This window comes from Methylibium sp. (genome assembly GCF_035762065.1).
Taxonomy (GTDB): Bacteria; Pseudomonadota; Gammaproteobacteria; order Burkholderiales; family Burkholderiaceae_C; genus Methylibium.
On sequence record NZ_DASTPW010000015.1, the window covers coordinates 12,168 to 31,171 of the forward strand.

Annotated in this window: 15 protein-coding genes; 12 read left to right on the forward strand and 3 right to left on the reverse strand. The window is 73.4% G+C overall.

Annotated elements, in window-relative coordinates; translation table 11 throughout:
- Positions 1 to 151 precede the first annotated feature (151 nt).
- The 4 genes from VFR90_RS05040 to VFR90_RS05055 all read left to right on the forward strand — a co-directional run bounded on the left by VFR90_RS05040 (position 152) and on the right by VFR90_RS05055 (position 5,566).
- Positions 152 to 3,184: a hypothetical protein gene (locus VFR90_RS05040; RefSeq protein ID WP_326404975.1), complete on the forward strand. Its 3,033-nt coding sequence runs from the start codon at positions 152 to 154 to the stop codon at positions 3,182 to 3,184.
- 53 nt (positions 3,185 to 3,237) lie between these two features.
- On the forward strand, positions 3,238 to 3,894 hold the full coding sequence (locus tag VFR90_RS05045) for a dihydrofolate reductase family protein (RefSeq protein ID WP_326404976.1): 657 nt from the start codon (positions 3,238 to 3,240) through the stop codon (positions 3,892 to 3,894).
- Positions 3,895 to 3,992: 98 nt separating this feature from the next.
- Positions 3,993 to 4,898, forward strand: a complete 906-nt coding sequence (locus tag VFR90_RS05050; protein WP_326404977.1) for an EamA family transporter — start codon at positions 3,993 to 3,995, stop codon at positions 4,896 to 4,898.
- A complete protein-coding gene (locus VFR90_RS05055) occupies positions 4,895 to 5,566 on the forward strand; it encodes a glutathione S-transferase family protein (protein ID WP_326404979.1) in 672 nt (223 codons plus the stop codon). The genes VFR90_RS05050 and VFR90_RS05055 overlap by 4 nt, the downstream gene beginning before the upstream one ends.
- Positions 5,567 to 5,578: 12 nt before the next feature.
- On the opposite strand, the gene VFR90_RS05060 is transcribed toward VFR90_RS05055, so the two are convergent.
- On the reverse strand, positions 5,579 to 6,769 hold the full coding sequence (locus VFR90_RS05060) for an amino acid aminotransferase (protein WP_326404981.1): 1,191 nt from the start codon (positions 6,767 to 6,769) through the stop codon (positions 5,579 to 5,581).
- A 305-nt stretch (positions 6,770 to 7,074) separates the two neighbouring features.
- Here VFR90_RS05060 and VFR90_RS05065 point away from each other — a divergent pair, with 305 nt between their 5' ends.
- Both VFR90_RS05065 and VFR90_RS05070 read left to right on the forward strand, forming a co-directional pair.
- A complete protein-coding gene (locus VFR90_RS05065) occupies positions 7,075 to 7,833 on the forward strand; it encodes a hypothetical protein (protein WP_326404982.1) in 759 nt (252 codons plus the stop codon).
- Between the two features lie 4 nt (positions 7,834 to 7,837).
- Complete coding sequence (locus VFR90_RS05070; RefSeq protein ID WP_326404983.1) at positions 7,838 to 8,860, forward strand: DUF6976 family protein; 1,023 nt, start codon at positions 7,838 to 7,840, stop codon at positions 8,858 to 8,860.
- 86 nt (positions 8,861 to 8,946) lie between these two features.
- On the opposite strand, the gene VFR90_RS05075 is transcribed toward VFR90_RS05070, so the two are convergent.
- Positions 8,947 to 9,441, reverse strand: coding sequence for a glutathione peroxidase (locus VFR90_RS05075; RefSeq protein ID WP_326404984.1), 495 nt, complete (start codon positions 9,439 to 9,441; stop codon positions 8,947 to 8,949).
- 212 nt (positions 9,442 to 9,653) lie between these two features.
- Between VFR90_RS05075 and VFR90_RS05080 the strand changes: the two genes are divergently transcribed.
- A complete protein-coding gene (locus VFR90_RS05080; RefSeq protein ID WP_326404986.1) occupies positions 9,654 to 10,451 on the forward strand; it encodes a response regulator in 798 nt (265 codons plus the stop codon).
- 120 nt (positions 10,452 to 10,571) lie between these two features.
- Positions 10,572 to 12,407 carry an OPT/YSL family transporter gene (locus tag VFR90_RS05085; RefSeq protein WP_326404988.1) on the forward strand — a complete coding sequence of 612 codons (1,836 nt, stop codon included), beginning with the start codon at positions 10,572 to 10,574 and terminating at the stop codon, positions 12,405 to 12,407.
- On the opposite strand, the gene VFR90_RS05090 is transcribed toward VFR90_RS05085, so the two are convergent.
- Positions 12,404 to 12,706, reverse strand: coding sequence for a DUF4143 domain-containing protein (locus VFR90_RS05090; RefSeq protein WP_326404989.1), 303 nt, complete (start codon positions 12,704 to 12,706; stop codon positions 12,404 to 12,406). The genes VFR90_RS05085 and VFR90_RS05090 overlap by 4 nt on opposite strands.
- Positions 12,707 to 12,841: 135 nt before the next feature.
- Here VFR90_RS05090 and VFR90_RS05095 point away from each other — a divergent pair, with 135 nt between their 5' ends.
- From VFR90_RS05095 to VFR90_RS05110, 4 genes are all read left to right on the forward strand, one after another.
- Positions 12,842 to 15,907, forward strand: coding sequence for an L-glutamate gamma-semialdehyde dehydrogenase (locus VFR90_RS05095; RefSeq protein WP_326404990.1), 3,066 nt, complete (start codon positions 12,842 to 12,844; stop codon positions 15,905 to 15,907).
- 171 nt (positions 15,908 to 16,078) lie between these two features.
- A complete protein-coding gene (locus VFR90_RS05100; RefSeq protein WP_326404991.1) occupies positions 16,079 to 16,393 on the forward strand; it encodes a hypothetical protein in 315 nt (104 codons plus the stop codon).
- 231 nt (positions 16,394 to 16,624) lie between these two features.
- Positions 16,625 to 17,437, forward strand: coding sequence for a pyrroline-5-carboxylate reductase (proC, locus tag VFR90_RS05105; protein ID WP_326404992.1), 813 nt, complete (start codon positions 16,625 to 16,627; stop codon positions 17,435 to 17,437).
- Between the two features lie 229 nt (positions 17,438 to 17,666).
- Entirely contained in the window at positions 17,667 to 18,968 is a 1,302-nt protein-coding gene (locus tag VFR90_RS05110) for a Glu/Leu/Phe/Val family dehydrogenase (RefSeq protein WP_326404993.1), read from the forward strand.
- The last annotated feature ends 36 nt before the right edge of the window (positions 18,969 to 19,004 follow it).

A 19,004-nucleotide genomic window follows, 5' to 3' on the forward strand; every position in this document is an offset into this window, starting at 1 on the left:
CTTCGCATCCCCGTCGCCGGCTTCGCCGGGGGCGACGGCCGGCCCGCCGGATTCCGCTGCAATGGCGGGCCGTCCTGCCCGACCGCACTCCGATGCATCCGCCCCCGCGCTTTTTCCGTGCACCGACTTACCGGCGAGCGCGGCCCGGCCGATGATTCCCCGCCTTCGCCATTGGTTCGAAGGGGCCGGCTGGTCGCGCACCGGCCTCGAGCATCCGTTCGGCAGCCGGCTCGAAACGCGGCACCAGACCGCCCGCAGCGTCGAGACCGAGCCGCTGCTGGCGCGGCGCCCGCCGCCGGACGAGCTGCCGGATCCCAACATCGCCGTGGTCCGGCCGCACGCATCGGCCGTGCCGCGCGCCTTCGGGTTGACGCCAGGCGCCGCAGGGGCCGGGCCGGCCGGCCCGGCCGAGCGGCGAGCGGCCTGCGAATGGCTCGTCGCCCGCGCGTTCGCCGGCCCTTTCGAGCCGCAGCCCGCCGACCGCGCACCGGGCGCGGTGCCACCCTCGCCGGCCGCGCAGATGCGGATCGCCGCCACCCAGCGTGACGACGCCGGCCGGCTCGCCGAGCGGCTCGGCACCCTGTTCGCGGCCGACCCGGCGCTCGACGGCGTGGTGCCCGAAGCGGCGCTGCTCGTCGAGGCACTGGCCCACCTCGCGGGCCCGCGCGATCCGAGCCGGGCGCTGCGGGCGCTGCAGGCGCTGGAGGCGCTCGACCCGCTCGCGGCCTTCCGGGCGCCACCGGCCGCCGCGGGACCGTCGGCCGGCGCGGGCGAGGACGTCTGGCGTCTGGTGGCGGACCTCGCCACGGTGCCCAGCGGCGCGGCGCTGCTGCAGAGGCTGGTGCGCACGCCGGTGCCCGCGCCGCTGGAGCGCGACTTCATGCTGCTGTTCAAGGCCGCCGCCGCGCTGCCCGACGCGGACGCGCGCGCGCCGACGCCCGCGGCCCTGCGGCGCATCGACGGCGCCGGACGCAGCCTCGCGCGCCAAGCCGTCGTCTGCGCCGCCGCGCGGCTCGCCGGCACCGCGTCGGTGGCGACCGAGCAGCATGCGTGGGCGCTCAACGCGGTGCGCAACGACCTCTACGACACCGCGGCAGGCAGCCCGTTCGCGCAGATCGAATCGCGGCTGAAGAAGGTCGGCGTGTGGATCGAGCGCGTCGGCGGCGACCACGGCCTCAAGCCGCGCCAGCCGTTCTTCGGCAAGTCGCCGTTTCGCGCCCTGCAACGCTACGGCCTGGAACAGGTCGAGCGGGGCGACGATGCGGCGCAGCGGCGCAGCCTCGGCGCGGCGACGCGCACCGCGGTGGCGGCGCTCGGCAACGCCTACGCGAACGCGCTGGCCAACCCGCCGGCGGCGGCACCGCGCGGCGAGGCCGCGCAGGTGCGGCTGCAGTTGCGCCGCGCGGCGCTCGAGCACTGCCTCGCGCAGCCCGGGCCGATGGTGCTGGAAGGGCGCAGGCTCGGCCCGGGGGCGATCGACGACATCGTGGCGCGGCTCGCGGCCGGCGTGCGGGCGCACGGCCCGGCGGCCATCGCGCAGGCCACCGTGGCGGCGACCGAGCAGGCCCTGCGGGCGTGGCCCGAGGTGCAGGCCTGGACCCAGAACCCGCCGCGGCTGTCGCCGGAGCGGCTGGCCCGCTGGGCGGAGCAGGACCTGACGCCGGCCGGCGCGGCGCCGTATCGCGCGGCGCTGGCGCCGGTGAACGACGCCCGGCACGGGCGCGACACCCGGCGCCCGGCCATCGACATCGAATCGGTGCGCGGCGCCTTGCACGAGGTGGTGCGCGACATCCAGGGTTCGTCGCGGCTGCGCTGGACCAGCGGCGGCGTGGCCGGCGTCGGCACCAAGGGACTGACCGGCCTGATCTCGAACATCGCCAGCGCGCTGACCGTGCGAGCCCGCGTCGACGCCCGGGTCAACGGTGCGACGCAGGCGGTGTTCGAGATCGCGATGCCGCCCTACGACATGGAGATCCTGGTCGGCACGCAGCGCCAGACGAGCTGGCAGGTCGGCGGCGGTATCGCGGCCGGGAGCGATCTCGGCGCGGTGAAGATGGTGGCCGGCCCGGACGTGGTGCTGCACGGCCGCGACGACGCGGACCTTCGTGGCGTGTCGCTGCGGCTGCCGCGCCAGCGCGGCCGCGAAGCGCCGCTGCGCGCCGATTTCGCCCGGCTGGTGGACGCGCTCCTCGACCGCGATCCGGGCGCCGACGCCGCCGGCCGCACCCTGCTCAAGCGCCTGCTGCAGGACTTCCCGGAGCTGGCGGTCAACCGCATCGGCCAGGCCGGCGAGCAGCGGCGACGGCGCGGCGGCGGCCTGGAAGCGGTCGCCCGCGCCGAGTTCGGTCCGGTGCGCCTGAGCGGCGGCGTCGGCAGCGGCTACGAGCACGCGTCGCAGCAGCGCACCTACCGCGACGACACCGGCGCGCTGCGCGTGCACCGGGAAGTGCATGGTGACGCCAGCCGGCTGTTCGTCGGCGCGACGGCTGCGCTCGGCGCCGGGGGCAGCGTCGCCAAAGGCTTCCGCGGCGCCAACTCCGAGGCCTCGATCGCGCATCCGTTCGCCACCCTGGCCCCGCAGTTCGACGTCAACGCGCAGGGGCGCAGCTGCCGCGCCGAGTACGTGCTGCGCGACGGCGGCGTCGACCCGGCCTCCTTCATCGAGGTCGAGCACCGCACGCTGGCGAACATGCGTCGCTCGGTCGAGGCCGAGCTCGAGCGCTGGATCGACGCCAAGACGGCCCGTGATCTCCAAACCCGCGCGCCGCCGAACCTCGCGCCCGACGCGATGGCGGCATGGCGCGCCGCGCAGCGCGACGCGGTCCGCGACGAAGTGCGCGACGGCTTCGAGCGTTTCTTCGCGGGGCTGGCGCACAAGGCGTCCGCGGCGCAGAGCTACGCCGAGCGCCTGCAGCTGCGGCCCGAAGCGGCCCGGCAGATCAACCAGCTCGAATCGGCGGCCCTGCTGGCCGGACGCAGCGCCGCGCCCGACGCGCCGGCGCGGGCGCAGGTCTTCCACGCCGAGGCCGAGACGTTGCGCCGCACGACGACCGCCTGGGTGCCCGCGTCGCTGCGCTCCTACGAGCGGCTGGCGCACCAGGACCAGTGGGGGCTGCAAGCGGGCTTGCTGATCACATCGATCCACACCGCCGACGGTTCGCACATCCGCAGCCGTATCGACTGACATCGCGCTGATACGCTGCACGGCGCGCCGGGCCAGCCCCGAGCGCACCGCCCATGACCGCCCTCGTCTACTTCGTCGCGCAAAGCCTCGACGGCTTCATCGCCGGCCCCGAGGGCCAGCTCGACTGGCTGCAGGCCTACGACCGCGCCGACGACGACCACGGCTATGCCGACTTCATCGCCGGGATCGACGGCCTGGTGATGGGCCGCGCCACCTTCGAGGCGGTGCGCGCCTTCGGCCTGTGGCCGTACGGCGAGCGGCCCTGCTGGGTGCTGAGCCGCAGCGAGCCGTCCAGCCTCGGCGCGCTGCCGCCCGGCGTGCAGCCCACGCACCAGCGGCCGAGCCTGATCGCCGCGCGCTGGGAGGCGATGGGGCTCCGGCGCGTCTGGCTCGTCGGCGGCGGCCAGACCGCGGCGCTGTTCATGCGCTGCGGCCTGCTCGACGAGCTGATCGTCGCGACGGTGCCGACCTGGCTCGGCGCGGGCCGGGCGCTGTTCGCCGCCGGCGACTTCGCGCCGCAGCGCTACACGCTGCGGCACAGCGAGCGCCACCCCAGCGGCATCGTCGTCTCGACGCTCGTGCGCGAAGCGGCGGCCGAGGCGCCGCCCGGCGAGGACGCGCCGCCCGCCGGCATCGACATCGACGAGCGCCTCGGCCGGATGCGCCGCGACCCGCTGACGCAGCACGACACCGAGCCGATCGACCTGTAGGCGCCGCGCACCGGCCGGGCCGCGGCGATGCGCGGCGCGCATCGCCGGGCGCACCGATCTCATCGGCCGCGCGCCGAACCCGCGGCGACACTCGGCCGATGCCGCTTTCGCACCTGCTGCTCGCGCTCGCCGTGGTGTTCGTCTGGGGCACCAACTTCGTTGTGATCAAGTGGGGCCTGGCCGAGCTGCCGCCCTACCTGTTCGCGACGCTGCGCTTCGCGCTGTCGGCCTTCCCGCTGGTGTTCTTCATCGCGCGGCCGGCGGTGCCGTGGCGCACGCTCGCGGCCTTCGGCGTGCTGCTCGGCGCCGGCCAGTTCGGGCTCCTGTTCCATGCGATGCAAGCCGACATCTCGCCCGGGCTCGCCTCGCTGGTGATCCAGGCGCAGGTGTTCTTCACGATCGGCCTGGCGATGGCGCTGCGCAGCGAGCGCCCGCGCGCGGTGCAGGCGGTGGCGCTCGCGCTGGCGGTCGCCGGCATGGCCTGGATCGGCGCGCACACCGACAGCGGCGCGCTCAGCGTCACCGGCCTCGCGCTGGTGCTCTGCGCGGCCTTCGCCTGGGCGCTGGCGAACACCGTCGCGCGCAGCGCCGGGCGCGTGGACATGCTGGCCTTCATGGTGTGGAGCAGCCTGTTCGCGACCGCGGCGCTGGCGGCGATCAGCGTCGTCGTCGAAGGCCCGCAGCGCGGCCTCGCCGCGGTGGCCGCGACGAGCTGGGCCGGCTGGGGCGCCGTCGCCTGGCAGGCGCTCGGCAACACGCTGTTCGGCTACGGCGCGTGGAACTGGCTGCTCGCGCGCCACCCGGCCGCCACCGTCGCACCGGCCGCGCTGCTGGTGCCGGTGTTCGGGCTCGGCGCCTCGGCGCTGCTGCTCGGCGAGGCGCTGCCCGGCTGGAAGCTCGGCGCGACCGCGCTGGTGATCGCCGGGCTCGCGCTCAACACGCTGGCGAGCCGGCCCCGGCCCGCGCCGGCCCGCCCCGCACTCGCCCCGGAGGACCCGCGATGACGACGACGATCGAACTGCACCACGCCCCGAGCAGCGCCGCCATGGCGCCGCACATCCTGCTGACCGAGATCGGCCGGCCGTTCGCGCTGGTGCCGGTGGACCTCGACGCCGGCGCCCAGCGCGACGCCGACTACCTGCGCCTCAACCCGAACGGCGTCGTGCCGACCTACGTCGAACGCGGGCCGCAGGCCGAGCCGCTGGTGCTGTTCGAAAGCGCCGCGATCGGCCTGCACCTGGCCGACGCGCACCCGCAGGCGCAACTCGCCCCGCCGGTCGGCAGCCGCGAGCGCGCGCACTACACGAAGTGGATGCTGTGGCTCGCCGGCACGCTGCACGCCAACCTGATCCCGTACTTCTATCCGCAGCGCTGGGCCGCCGAGGGCAACGCGGCCGGCGCGGCCGAAGTCAAGGCCTGCGCCGAGGCGCGCGTCGGGCCGCTGCTCGACCGGCTCGACGCCGAACTCGCACGCCACGGCGCGCCCTGGCTGCTCGGCGAGCACTACCGCGCGGTCGACGCGCACGCGCTGATGCTGTGCCGCTGGACGCGCCGCTTCGCGCACCCGGCGCGCGAGCGGCCGGCGCTCGGCGCCTACCTGGGCCGCGTGCTCGAACGACCGGCGGTGCGCACGGTGTTCGAACGCGAAGCGATCGCGGACCGCTGGGTGTGAGGCGCGGCGGGTTCAGCCCGCCATCACCTTCGCGATCGCATCGGCCGCGCGCACGACGTTGCCGGTGTTGAGCCCGGCCACGCAGATGCGCCCCGAGCGCACGAGGTAGACGCCGTGCCGCTCGCGCAGCGCGTCGACCTGCTCGGGCGCCAGCCCGGTGTAGCTGAACATGCCGCGCTGGCTCAGCAGGTAGCCGAAGTCGCGTTGGGGCAGGCGCGCGACGAGCGCGTCGTGCAGCGCGCGGCGCATCGCGGCGATGCGCCCGCGCATCGCGGCAAGCTCGGCTTCCCACTGCGCGCGCAGCGCCGGCTCGCCGAGCACGGCGGCGACGATGCCGCCGGCGTGGATCGGCGGGCTCGAGTAGTTCGCACGGATCGTCGCCTTCAGCTGGCCCAGCACGCGCTCGGCTTCGGCCGCGCTCGGGCAGACGACGCTCAAGGCGCCGCAGCGCTCGCCGTAGACGCTCATGCTCTTGCTGAAGGAGTTGGCGACGAAGAAGCTCAGGCCCGCGTCGGCCAGCATGCGCACCGCATGGGCGTCGGCATCGAGCCCGTCGCCGAAGCCCTGGTAGGCGAGGTCGAGGTAGGGCAGCAGGCGCCGCTCCTCCAGCAGCGGGATCAGGCGCTGCCACTGCTCGCGCGAAAGATCGACGCCGGTGGGGTTGTGGCAGCAGGCGTGCAGCAGCACGACGCTTCCGGCCGGCAGCTGCGCGAGCGTGGCGAGCATCGCGTCGAAGCGCAGTCCGTCCGGCGCGTAGTACGGATAGCTGTGCGTCGCGAGGCCGGCGCCCTGGAACATCGCCCGGTGGTTGTCCCAGGTCGGGTCGCTGACCCAGACCTCGGCCCGCGGAAACCAGCGCTTGAGGAATTCCGCGCCGACCTTGAGCCCGCCGCTCGAGCCGACCGCCTGGATCGTCGCGACGCGCCCCTCGGCAACCGCGCGGTGGCCCGCGCCGAACAGCAGCGCCTGCACCTGCGCGCGGCAGGCGGCGTCGCCTTCGATCGGCAGGTAGGGCTTGGGCTGCGCGCGCTCGAGCATCAGCGCCTCGGCCTTGCGCACCGAAGCCAGCACCGGGATGCGCCCGGCATCGTCGAAGTAGATGCCGATCGAAAGATTGACCTTGTCGGCGCGCGGATCTTTCTGGAAGGCTTCGTTGAGGCCGAGGATGGGATCGCCGGGGTAGGCGTCGAGGTGCTCGAACATGCGCGCGCTCCTTGGGAAGGCGGCGATTATCGAAGTGCGCCGAGCGAGCGACCGGGCCGTCGCGGGCACCTGACGCGCCGCGTCTGCTGCACCGCCGCGTGAACGGCGCGGGCGCGCGAAGCGTCGCCCGTTTGCGTCGCGCGCGGCACACCGGCGTGACGGGTTGCGCAATCGCCGCGACCCGCGACGCCGGCCTTCGCGCGATGCTTCGCGGCACCACGTTTGCTTACCGCGACGCGTCGCAACGACGAACGAGCAGGCCGGCCGCACGCGGCGCCAGGCCCGCCGCGCAGGAGACGAGCCCCATGACCGGAGTCGACAAGACCTTGCTTCGCCACCTGCTGTGGATCGACGGCAGCTGGGAGATCGAGGATTACCAGATCGATCTGCGCCGCCGGCGCTGCGACGTGTGGATCGGCCCGCAGGTCGAGCGCGGCTGGTTCGGCCGGCCGAAGGCGAAGTCGGCCGCGGGCCAGCAGCAGCACGTGTGGCAGCACGTCGCGCTCGGCGAGATCCGCTTCCACCTGCACGTGACGGTGCCCGAGGGCCGCTCGATCCAGGGCCTGCACTGGACCGGCACGGTCGGCGAGCCCTTCACCGCCTCGCTCGCGCAGCAGGTCTTCACGCTGTTCAACGAGGGGCTGACGCTGCAGGCGATCTGCAGCACGCTGAAGCTGTCGCTCAACGACGTCTGGCGCTACCGCTACGCGCTCGACCACGGGCGCGCGCGCGTGCAGAAGGCCGCTGCCTTGGCCGCGGCCGCGGCCGCCGCCCCGACGGCGCGCCGCACGGGCGATGTCGCCGCCGCGTCGCTCACGACGAGCGAACGCCCGGACAACGTGCCCGACGTGGCCGATCCCGTCTGGCTGCGGCTGGCCAGCGGCGAGCTGCAGATCGACATCCGCGTGCTCAGCCTGAAGCTGATGCTGACCAAGGTGCGCTCGCACCTGGAGATGATTTCCGACGACGAGGTCAAGCTGCTGAAGCTGCGCGATCTGCATCGCTACTTCGTCAAGAACGAGCGCGTGCTCGCGCATGAACTCCAACAACTACGCACGGCATGACGCCATGAACGCACGCCCTTCAACGCTGCGGCCGGCCACCGGCGCGCTGATGTCCGTCGAGGAAGCCTCGGTGCTGCTCAAGAGCGGCGGCTGCTTCTCGGTGGCGGCCGAGGAAGCGCTGCTCAGGAAGCTGCCGCGCGGCCGCTGGATCGGCGGCAGCATCCCCTACTTCATGGGCCAGGACGGCGGGCGCACGACGCGCGAGCTGGTCTTCGTCACGCCGCTGCCCGCCTTCGCCGGCATGACGCCGAAGATCACCGTCCACGACGCCGATGCGCTCGCGCGGGTGTGCGTCGAGGCGCCGGCCAACGGCTGGTCGCTCATCGTGATGCCGGCCTTCACGACGGTGCATTCGCGCTTCGCGCGGGAGGCGCCGCAGTACGAGGACATGTACCTGAAGCCGCTGGCCGGCTGGGTCGCGGGCATCCACCTCGACGATCTCGGCCAGAAGGTGCCGGTGGTCGTCAACGGCGAGACCGGCGGGTTCGAGACCGAGCGCGCGGTGGTCATGCACGTGCCGCTGCCCGACGACCACGTCGCGCGGCTCGACATCGTCAACCTGTTCCGCCAGGGCGAGGGCGACCGCATCCGCTTCGGCGAATCGGGCTTCCATGCGCAGGGCTGCCTGGTCAACGGCCGGCCGATGAACTTCGCCGACTACGTGACGAGCCGCAAGATCGACTCGCGCCTGCCGCTGGTGGCCGACTACTCGGGCGCGATGATCAACGTCGCGATCAAGGCGATCGACGTCGCCGGGCAGCGCGTCGACTTCTACGCGCCGGTGTTCGACGACATCGAGTACCGCTTCGCCGCGCCGATCGGCGACTACGAGCGCGCGCTCGCGAAGGCGCTGCCGCACGAAGACGGCAGCGGCCTCGCGTGGAGCTGCAACTGCGTGCTGAACTACCTCTACTGCGGGCTGGAGGGCAAGCGCTCGGCGCAGATCACCGGGCCGATGACCTTCGGCGAGGTCGCCTACCAGCTGCTGAACCAGACGATGGTGGTGCTGACGATCGACAAGCACTGAGCTTGCTCGGTGCTTGCGTCGAGGCTGGCTTGGCGCAGCCAAGTCGAGGGCCGCAGGCCCGGCCGGAGACACCGGCACGGAGCGGCTCAGGCCGGCGCGGCCAGCGCGGCCTCGATGTCCTTCTTCAGGGCCTCGGGCTTGTCGTTCGAGCCGTAGCGCTCGATCACCTTGCCGTCGCGGCCGACCAGGAACTTGGTGAAGTTCCACTTGATCGACTGCGTGCCCAGCACGCCGCGCGCTTCCTTCGTGAGCCACTGGTACAGCGGGTGCGCGCCGCGGCCGTTGACCTCCACCTTGGCCATCATCGGGAAGCTCACGCCGTAATTGACCTGGCAGAAGCTGGCGATCTCGTCGTTGCTGCCCGGGTCCTGGCCGCCGAACTCGTTGCTCGGGAAGCCCAGCACCGTCAGGCCGCGCGCTTCGTAGGTCTTCCAGAGTTCCTCGAGCCCGGCGAACTGCGGCGTGAAGCCGCAGGCGCTGGCGGTGTTGACGATCAGCAGCACGCGGCCGCGGTAGTCGGCCAGCGGCACCGTCTTGCCGGCGATGCTCTGGGCTTCGAAGTCGTAGACGCTGGTGCTCATCGGGGGCTCCTTCCAGGGGGGCCGAGGGATGCTAGTTCGCTTGCCACGGCGCACGGGTGCGCCGTATCCCTAGGGCGCACGCGGTCGCTTCGCGCGGATCGGGATTGACGCCTCCCCCGCCGGCGTCACAGGATGTTGCAGACGGGTGCAACAGACGGGCGCGGGGAGCGCCGGCGGACCGGCCGCACCGGCCGGCTCTTCGGGGGGACGGGATGAACACGCGGTACCGCGTCGCGCTGCAGGGCTTCGGCCCTTTCGAGCGCCGGGCGCTGGAAAGTTGTCTGCGGCTGACGAGCCGGGCGCCGGCGCGCTTCGAGCCCGCCGAGTCGCTCGACGCGGCCGACCTCTGCGTCGTCGACGGCGATCGTCCGCAGGCGGTGGACGAGGTCCGCCGGGCCGGCCGCATGGAGCGCGCGGTCTTCGTCGGCGCGGAGCCGCCGAGCGGCGCGATCGTCCACCTCGGCCGGCCGATCAACCCCCAGCAGGTCGTGCGTGCGCTCGAGACGCTGCTGCTGGCGGCCAGCACGGTCGCCGACCCCTATGCGCCGGCCAGTGCGCCGGCCGCTGCGCCCGACAAGCCGCGCGCGCCGGCGCGCGAACCCGCGCCGCGCCCGCCGCCGGTCGTGCACTTCCCCTTCGACGTCCTGGTGCTCGAAGGCCGCCACACCGCGAGCAGCCCGCTGATCGCGCAGCTCGACCGCGTCGGTTGCCGCGTCAGCGTCGCGCGCGACGACGACGAGGCGCTGCAACTCATCGCGCAGACGCCGGTGCGCATCGTCTTTTCCGACACGCAGATGCGCGGCGTCGACGGCATGGCGCTGTGCCAGCAGATCAAGTCGGCGCGCAAGGGCGCGCCCAGCGTGGTGCTGATGGCGCCGAAGGTCACCGCCAGCGACCGCGTGCGCGCGCAGCTGGCCGGTGCCGACGCGCTGATGGGCAAGCCGATCCCGGCCGACGACCTGCTCGAAGTGCTGCGCACCGCGAGCAACCGCCGGCGCCGCGCCCGGTAGCCCGGCGGGCACCGCCGACCATCGGGCTGCAGGCGCCGCCGACAATCGCGCCGCGGCCGCCACCCGGGCCGCGCCCGAGCCGCGCGACCCGCCGCGTCCGCCCTTGCGAAGTCCGACGCCATGAGCACCGTCCTGCCCTCCGCCGGCCCGCGCGCCGCGCGCTCCGCCCCGCCTGCGGCCCCGCGCTGGGCCTGGCTGCCGCCGATCGGCACGTGGAAGTACTACGCGCTGCTCGCCGCGCTGGGCATCTTCGTGCTCGGGCCGCTGGGCGGGGTGACGGCCTCGTACATGAACTTCGCGATCGGCTTCTTCGTCGGCGGCCAGGTCGTCGCCGGGATCCTCGGCTCGACGGTCACCTTCGGCTACGGCCCCGAAGGCAAGCACGGCGCGAACTACATGCAGACGGCCGCCGCTTCGGTGGCCGGCATGAGCGCGATGGGCGTGCTGATCCAGGCGATGGTCTGGATGGGCCTGCCGCAGCCGCCGGTGTGGCAGCTGATGCTGTTCATGGGCTCGATCGGCATGTTCGGCGCCGGCGTCGGCATGCTCTACACGCCGATCCTGGTCGATCGGCTGCAGCTGACCTTCCCCTCGGGCTTCGCGGTCGCGAACATCCTGCGCGCACTGACCGATCCGGCGCTGCTGAAGCGCTCGGTCGCGCGGCTGGGCGGCGGCATCGCCTCGGGCATCGCGGGCGGGCTTGCGACCGCGAAGGTCGCCGCACTCGGCGTGCTGGAGCTTTCCACCTCGACGCTCGGCGCCGGCATGCTGGTCGGCCCGCGCATCGGCCTCGCGGCGCTGACGGCCGGCTTGACCGGCTCGCTGCTGATCCCGACCTTCGTCTCGATCGGCTGGCTGCAGGCCGGCGATCCCTTCCGCAAGATCACCTTCCTGATCGGCCTCGGGCTGATCATGGGCGCGGCGATGCTCGACATCGGCGAGCTGCTCACCGAGGCCTGGCGGCGCTGGCGCGCCTCCGCCCCGCCGGCGGCGCAAGCGCCGGAAGACGCGTGGAAGCGCATGAGCTACCCGCGGCTCGCGGCGTGGATCGCCTTCTGGGGCGCGATGGTCGTGACGCTGGGCGCGACGGTGCTGCAGCAGCCGGTCGGCTTCCTGCTGCTGGCCGTCGCGCTGGTGATGGTGTTCTCGCTGATCGTCGGCATCTCGCTGGGCATCAGCGATTCGGCGCCGATCTCGGCGGCCTTCGTCGCCGCGATCGTGCTGATGGCCGCACTCGGCCTGAAGGACCCGACTGTCGGCCTGATGGCCGGCGGCATCCTGCTCGTCGCCTGCAGCGTGGGCAGCGACATGCAGCAGGACCGCTCGACCGGCTGGCGCCTGGGCACGCCGCGCACGCTGCAGTTCCGCTTCCAGGTGCTGGGGCTGGTGGTCGGTGCGGTCGCGTCGGTCGGCTTCGCGAAGCTCTTCATGAGCGCCTACCCGGTGCTTGCGCTCGACCAGACCGCGATGTCCGCCGCCGAGGCACCGGCGCAATGGCAGTCGGCGATGACCTACAAGTTCGTGGGCGCGCTGCGCAGCCTCACCGACGACAAGCCCTACCAGCGCCACGCGATCCTGCTGGGCATCGCGCTCGGCTTCGCGATCCAGCTGCTGCGCAAGACGCTGTTCGCGACGGCCGCCTACCGGCGCTTCAAGCAAGGCCGCCGCGGCGCGGCGGCCGACTTCGTGCTCGACGCGGTCGTGCTGCCCTCCCCCTATGCCTATTCGTTCGGCAGCTTCTTCGGCATCGCGACCTCGGCCTGGCTCGCAGTCGGCGGCGTGGTGAGCGGCACCGCCGGCTGGATCGCCGCACGGCGCGGGCGGCGTGCCGAGGATGCCGCGCTGCCCGCCGACATGAGCACCACCTCGCTGGTCGGCGGCGGGCTGATCGCCGGCGATGCGCTGGCCGCGCTGGGGCTGGGGGCGGCGGGCCTGCTCGCGACGCTGGCGGGCTAAGGTCCGCGCAGGGCGAACAAGGCCTGCTGCAGGTCGATCAGCGTCGTCGCGCGCACGCCCCTGGCGATCGGGAAACTTTCGCTGCCCGAATGCACGACGTGCTGCTGCGTCGCGCCGATGTCTTCACACGCGATGTGAAAGTCCTTGCCGACCGTGGGCGCGGTCGAGCGCTTGATCTCGACGGCCCAGCGTTCGCGGCCCGGCAGTTCGAGCACCAGGTCCAGCTCGGCGCCGGCCGAGGTCCGGTAGAAGCAGGGCCGCGTGCCCGCGGGCGCGACGGCGAGCAGGTTCTCGATCACCCCAGCCTTCCCAGCTTCCGCCGGCCACCGGATGGCCGATCACGTCGTCGCCGAAGCCGCCCGCGCCGAGGTGGCATTCGCGGATGCGTCGAAGCCGGGCCTACGCTTGCGCGATCGCCATCACGGGCCCGTTCCATGAAGCCGACCGCACCGCCACCGCTTTCGCGCCTGCCCTCGCCGCTCGCCGAGGAACTGCCTGTCGTGCAGGCGCATCTGCGCACGCTCGACGGCGCGCTGGACTGGGCCGAGGCCCAGGCGATCGCGCAGCCCTGGGTGCAGGCGGTGCGCGACGAGCCGGCGCCGTTCTGGGCGATGGAATCGCTGCTGCGCGAGTACCCGATCTCGAGCGCCGAAGGCCTCGCGCTGATGCGGCTCGCCGAGGCGCTGCTGCGCGTGCCGGATGCGCAGACCGCGATCGCGCTGACCGCCGATCAACTCGGCCGCGCCGACTTCGAAGCCGCCACCGAGGGCGACGGCCCGCACCCGATGCTCGCGAGCCTCTCGGCCAGCGCGATCGGGTTGTCCAAGCGCTTCCTGCCGCAAGGCGAGCAGCCGCCGGGCCTGTTCAAGCGCCTCGGCGCGCACACCGTCGTCGCGGCCACGGTGCGCGCCATCCAGTTGCTGGGGCGGCAGTTCGTACTGGGCCAGTCGATCGCCGAGGCGCTGGGCGAGGCGCGCGGCCGGCGCAAGGCCGAGCCGGCGCTGCGCTACTCCTTCGACATGCTCGGCGAAGGCGCGCGCACCGAGCGCGATGCGCTGCGCTACCTCGCGGCCTACCGCGACGCGATCGCGGCGATCGGCGCCGCCGCGAACCGCGGCGCCGGGCCGGAGGCGAACGACGGCATCTCGATCAAGCTGTCCGCGCTGTTCCCGCGCTACGAGGAGCACCAGCGCGAGCGCGTCTTCGCCGAGCTGCTGCCGCGGCTGCTGACGCTGATCGACGCCGCGGCGGCGGCCGACCTCAACCTCACCGTCGACGCCGAGGAGAGCGAGCGGCTCGAGCTTTCGCTCGACCTGATCGACGCCTGCGCCGCGCACATCGCCGCCCGGCACTCGAGTTGGCGCGGCTTCGGCCTGGCGATCCAGGCCTACCAGACGCGCGCGGTGGCCTGCGTGCACGAGGTGGCGCGCATCGCCCGTCTCCACAACCGCCCGCACGGCCTGCGCTTGATGGTCCGCCTCGTCAAGGGCGCCTACTGGGACGGCGAGATCAAGCGCGCGCAGGAGCTGGGCCTCGCGGACTATCCGGTGTTCACGCACAAGCACCACACCGACATCGCCTACCTCGCCTGCGCGCAGGCGCTGCTCGACCACGCGGAGGTGATCTATCCGCAGTTCGCGACGCACAACGCCGGCACGATCGCTGCGATCGCGGCGATGGCCGAGCGGCAGCCGGCGAAGTTCGAGCTGCAGCGCCTGCACGGCATGGGCGAGGCGGTGTACCGCGAGGTGATGAAGTCGCGGCCCCTGCCCCTGCGCATCTACGCGCCGGTCGGCGAGCACCGCGACCTGCTCGCCTACCTGGTGCGCCGGCTGCTGGAGAACGGCGCGAACTCCTCGTTCGTGCATCAGCTCGCCGATCCACGGATCGACGTGGCGCAGCTGCTCGCGTCGCCGCTGCACGCGGCCGGCAAGCCGGGGCAGCCGGCGCCGCGCGCGATGTTCGGCGCCGAGCGGCGCAACTCGGCCGGCGTCGATCTCAGCGTGCCGGCCGAGCGCGCGCCGCTGCTCGCAGCGATCGAGGCGCGCCGCGCGACCGGCGTGCCGGCGGTCCGCGAAGCGAGCGCGATCGACGCGACGATGCAGCGCCTGCACGCCGGCCACCTGGCCTGGAACGCGCGGCCGGTCGCCGAACGCGCCGCGGTGCTCGAGCGCGCGGCCGATCGGCTCGAAGCCGCGCTGGCCACGTACTGCGGGTTGCTCGTGGCCGAAGCGCACAAGACGCTCGGCGACGGCGTGGCCGAGGTGCGCGAGGCGGTCGACTTCTGCCGCTACTACGCGCAGCAGGCGCGCGAGCAGCTCGCACCGCGCGAACTGCCCGGCCCGACCGGCGAGCGCAACACGCTGCACCTGCACGGCCGCGGCGTGTTCGTCTGCATCAGCCCCTGGAACTTCCCGCTGGCGATCTTCGCGGGGCAGGTGGTGGCCGCGCTGGTCGCGGGCAACGCGGTCGCGGCGAAGCCGGCCGAGCAGACGCCCGCGGTCGCGCAGGCCTTCGTCGAGCTGCTGTTCGACGCCGGCGTGCCTCGCTCCGCCCTCGCACTGCTGCACGGCCCCGGCGAGACGGTCGGCGCACAGCTCGTCGCGCACCCGCTCGCGGCCGGCGTGTGCTTCACCGGATCGACGCAGGTCGCCAAGCTGATCCAGCGTGCGCTCGCCGCGAAGGACGGCCCGATCGTCCCCTTGATCGCCGAGACCGGCGGCCTCAACGCGATGCTCGTGGACAGCAGCGCGCTGCCCGAGCAGGTGAGCGACGCGGTCGTGCAGAGCGCCTTCCGCTCGGCCGGGCAGCGCTGCTCGGCGCTGCGACTGCTGTGCGTGCACCAAGGCATCGCGGACGGCGTGGTGGAGATGGTCGCGGGCGCCCTGCACGAGCTGCGGCTCGGCGACCCGGCCGAACTCGCGACCGACGTCGGCCCGGTGATCGACGCCGAGGCCCACGCGGCGCTGAGCCGCCACGTCGAGCGCCTCGAACGCGAAGCGCGCCGGCTCGCGCGCCGCGAACTGCCCGACGGCATCGAACGGCTCGCGAACGGGCGCTTCATCGCGCCGTGCGCGTACGAGATCGGGCGCGTGGCCGATCTGAAGCAGGAGGTCTTCGGCCCGGTGCTGCACGTCGTGCGCTGGGGCCCGGGCACCGCGGCGCCGGAGCTCGACGCGCTCGTCGCGCAGATCAATGCGCTGGGCTATGGCCTGACGCTGGGCATCCAGACGCGCATCGACTCGCGCGCCGAGCGCATCGCCCAGCTTGCGCGGGTCGGCAACGTCTACGTGAACCGCAACATGATCGGCGCGGTGGTGGGCGTGCAGCCCTTCGGCGGCGAAGGCCTGAGCGGCACCGGCCCGAAGGCCGGCGGCCCGCTCTACCTGCCGCGCTTCTGCGGCGAGCGGACGCTGACGGTCAACACCGCGGCAGCCGGCGGCAATGCGCAACTGCTGGCGGGCGACGAGGCCGTGGCCGTCGGCGCCGGCATGCACTGATTCGCGGCGGCGCGCGGACGCAGTTCACGCGCCCGCTCGCTTCGCGCGCGGCGACCCGGCCGGGCGGTCGGGCTTCACGGCGCCCGCGCCGCGCGCCGCGGCGAATCGGCGCACGATGCCCCGCAAGCCCGCGGCACGCCGTGTGCCGGCGCCTTGCCATCGGAGCGAACCATGGAACCGCTGCCCTTTCGCGTCCTGCTCTACCGCTACGTGTTCTTCGCGTGGCTGTTCAAGGACGTGGCGCGGCCGATGAACGTCTTCGAGCGCGCCGCCGCGCGGCGGCACAACAAGGAGCAGTCGCGCTGGTTGCCGCTGTACATGCGCCGCTACGCGGTGCTCGGCTTCGTGCTGTTCGGCTTCGGCATGCTCTGCGAAACGCTGGCGAGCCCGCTGCTGTCGGCCTTCTTTTACGTGCCGGGAACGATGACGGTGCCGATGCTGGCGGTCGCCGGGGTGGCGTGGACGGGCTTGCGGGCGATGGAGTGAGCGGCCCGTGAACAGCGGGCGGCCGCCGCGGTGGCCCGTGGACAATCGACCGACGCGCGACGCGGCGGCACTCGGGCTGCCGCGCGCATGAATGACGGCATCGGCGGCGTCGGCGGCCAAAGCGGCTGAACAGGTCGCCGAGGCGATGACCGCCACAGAGCCGCATCGGTCGGCCTTGCGCCTGCAGCCTGCGGCGTGTGCCGAGCGAAGCGGTTCGAAGGAGTGAGCAGGATGGACGACATCGCCTTCATCGGCGGCGGCAACATGGCCGGCGCCCTGATCGGCGGGCTGCGCGCGGCCGGCGTCGCGGCCGAGCGCATCCTCGTCGTGGAGCCGTGGGCCGAGGCGCGGGCGAAGCTGGCGGCGGATCACGGCGTCGTCGCGGGCGAGCAGGCCGGGGCGGCGCTCGCGCAGGCGCGGCTCGTCGTCTGGGCGGTGAAGCCACAGGCCTTCGCCGAGGCGGCGGCGCCGTGCAAGCCGCATGTGCGCCACGCGACGCAGCTCAGCGTGATGGCCGGGATCCGCAGCGACGCGATCGCGCGCGCGACCGGCAGCGAGCGGGTGATCCGCGCGATGCCGAACACGCCGGCGCTGATCGGCCGCGGCATCGCCGGGCTCTATGCGCGGCCGTCCGTCGGCGCGGACGAACGCGCCCAGGCCGAAGCGCTGCTCGCGCCGACCGGCCAGACGCTGTGGCTGGACGACGAGGCGGCGCTCGACGCGGTGACCGCGGTCTCGGGCTCGGGCCCCGCCTACGTCTTCCTGTTCATCGAGGCGCTGGTCGATGCGGGCCGCGCGGTCGGCCTCGATGCCGCGGCCGCGCGCGCGCTGGCGCTCGCGACGCTCGCCGGCGCGACCGAGCTGGCGCAGCGCTCGAGCGAGCCGCCGTCGCTGCTGCGCGAGCGCGTCACCTCGAAGGGCGGCACGACGGCCGCGGCGCTCGCGGTGCTGGAAGCGCGCGGCCTGAAGCCGGCGCTGATCGAGGCCGTCGCTGCGGCGCAGCGACGCGCGCGCGAGCTGGGCGCCGAGTTCGCGGCGGGCTAGCGCCACCGCGGCCGCAGGGCTGATACCCAAGCCGATGCCGAAGCCGCATCGGCGCATGCCGACGCAGCGCCCCGGCATGCAAAGCATGCATGGCAAGCCGCGGGCGGCCGCCTAAAGTGCCGGAGCTGCGCCCGCGAGCGCAGCGCCTCGGCGCACCCTGCGGCCCTCTTGAGCCGCGCCGGCCTTTGCCCGAGGCCGCCTCAGCGCCTCCATCCACAAGGAAGATTCCATGAGCTCCACGAGCAGCGCGGCCCACGAGGCCTCGGTCCTGTCCTACGTTTCTCCGTCGCCGACCAGTCCCTGGGGCACCTACCTCTCGCAGGTCGATCGCGTCGTGCCCTACCTCGGCGCGCTGGGCCGCTGGGCCGAGACGCTCAAGCGCCCGAAGCGCGCGCTGATCGTCGACGTGCCGATCGAGATGGACGACGGCAGCGTCCGCCACTACGAAGGCTTTCGCGTGCAGCACAACCTGAGCCGCGGCCCCGGCAAGGGCGGCGTGCGCTACCACCCCGACGTGACGCTCGAGGAAGTGATGGCGCTGTCGGCGTGGATGACGGTCAAGTGCGCCGCGGTCAACCTGCCCTACGGCGGCGCGAAGGGCGGCATCCGCGTCGATCCGAAGCAGCTGTCGCTGAAGGAGCTGGAGAAGCTCACCCGCCGCTACACCAGCGAGATCGGCATCATCATCGGCCCGCAGCGTGACATCCCCGCGCCCGACGTGAACACCAACGGCCAGATCATGGCCTGGATGATGGACACGTACTCGATGAACACCGGCGCCACCGCCACCGGCGTCGTCACCGGCAAGCCGATCCACCTCGGCGGCTCGCTCGGCCGCGTCAAGGCCACCGGGCGCGGCGTGTTCGTCACCGGCCGGGAAGCCGCCCGGCGCATCGGCCTGAAGCTCGACCAGGCGCGCGTCGCGGTGCAGGGGCTGGGCAACGTCGGCGGCTCGGCGGCCGAGCTGTTCGGCCAGGCCGGCAGCAAGATCGTCGCCGCCCAGGACCACACCGGCACGATCGTCAACATGAACGGCCTCGACCTCGCCGAGCTGATGCCCTGGGTGCGCGAGCGCGGCGGCGTCGGCGGCTTCAAGGGCGCCGAGACCATCGAGCCGGAAACGTTCTGGGACATCGACTGCGACATCCTGATCCCCGCCGCGCTCGAAGGCCAGATCAGCGCGACGCGCGCCAAGCGCGTCAAGGCCAAGCTGGTGCTCGAGGGCGCGAACGGCCCGACGGTGCCCGAGGCCGACGACATCCTCGCCGAACGCGGCGTGCTGGTCGTGCCGGACGTCATCTGCAACGCCGGCGGCGTGACGGTCAGCTACTTCGAGTGGGTGCAGGACTTCAGCTCCTTCTTCTGGAGCGAAGACGAGATCAACCTGCGGCTCGACAAGATCATGGTCGATGCGCTGAAGAAGATCTGGGACACCGCCGACCGCCACAGGATCAGCCTGCGCACCGCGACTTTCGCGGTGGCCTGCGAGCGCATCCTGATCGCGCGGGAGGAGCGCGGGCTCTACCCCTGATCCGCCGCGCGGGGCGCGCGGCCTTTCAGCGGTGCG